The organism is Desulfocucumis palustris, assembly GCF_002933875.1.
GTDB classification, from domain to species: Bacteria; Bacillota; Desulfotomaculia; order Desulfotomaculales; family Desulfocucumaceae; genus Desulfocucumis; species Desulfocucumis palustris.
In genome coordinates this window covers 1-1,297 of sequence record NZ_BFAV01000103.1, presented here as the reverse complement: position 1 = coordinate 1,297, position 1,297 = coordinate 1, and the positions used below count along the sequence as shown (strand labels likewise).

The following is a 1,297-nucleotide window of genomic DNA, read 5'->3' as shown; positions in this document are numbered from 1 at the left end:
CTAACGTAACAGTAACCCTTAACACTGCTCCTACAACTGCTTCACTGTCTGGTACAGTTGCAACAGTAGGAACAGCAACTAACTTAACAATAACTACTTTTGGTAACCAGTTAAATGGAACATATGCTGTCACAATTACTGGTGGCACAAATGCTCCCGACACAACTGCACCCACACTACCTGTTGCCCAAAACGTGACATTTAATAACGGTGTTGCGACTGTATCTGTGACACTAACCAATGCCGCAGCTCAAAACCTAGTGGCTACTATTGATGGTACAATCGTAACTGCAGCTTTAGCAGTGAACCCTGCAGCTGGAGCTTGTGCTAGCCTAACTGCAACTACACCTCCCGTATTGGGAGTAAGAGCTGGTATTGCCGCTGTAGATATGGCAACACAGCCTGTAATTACTCTCAAAGACCAATATGGCAATACATGTGCTACTGGTGCTTCCGCTACAGATGCTGTTACATTAGCTATTAACGGAGCAACCACTCCTGCGGGCGCTACTCTGGGTGGAACATTAACTGTAAACGCAGTTAACGGTGTTGCTACATTCGCTGGTGTTAATGTAACTCCTGGTTCTGATGCGCAGATTACTGATCTAGATTTGAGGTTCTCTTCTGGTGCAGTAACTGTGGATGTTAACGACTTGTCTACCAGTGCTTAAATAATAGCGAAACGTTACTTTATAAGTTAGTCACTAAAGAAAGAAGTGGAGAACTTAGCCCCTTGTCATAATGACAAGGGGCATTCTTTAACTGCCTTACTGAATTGATAGGTGAAGTTCCTGTCCGCGATATCAGCTCCATAATTGCGTAATTAGTAAGTAAGGTAAGCGCTTAATCAAAGGGTGCATTGAAAAATAAAAAACCGGACAACCGTGCCGGGGATTACCTTCAATGCACCTGTTGTTTAAGAGCTTATGGATAACACGGGGACGTATGGATAACACGGGGACGGACCTAGGGGGATAACGCGGGGACGGTTCCGTTGTTATCAAACTCAATGACTCACTGATGGAAGCCCCCGGGGGGAACGGTAAGCGCTTAAAAACTGGGACACATGGGGACGGTTCTTTTGTGTCATAAATAAAAGTCCCATATGTTTGCATGGAAGGCCGGTAGACCCCACGCGGATTACCCGGCTGTTTTCTTTCTCTGCTCGTTTTTTCCCTTTCAGCCATGGAACCGGCTCAGCGTAAGCGCTTAAAAACTGAGTGCCTTATATAATAATCTGATCCATGCGATAATAAACTTCAAACATTTTCAGAGTTATTCAAGTTAGAGTTTTTCA

General features: G+C 44.6%; 1 pseudogene. It reads left to right on the top strand.

Annotated features, from left to right (window positions below):
• A pseudogene (locus DCCM_RS18525) lies at window positions 1–671 on the top strand (hypothetical protein); the annotation flags it as partial.
• Window positions 672–1,297 lie beyond the last annotated feature (626 nt).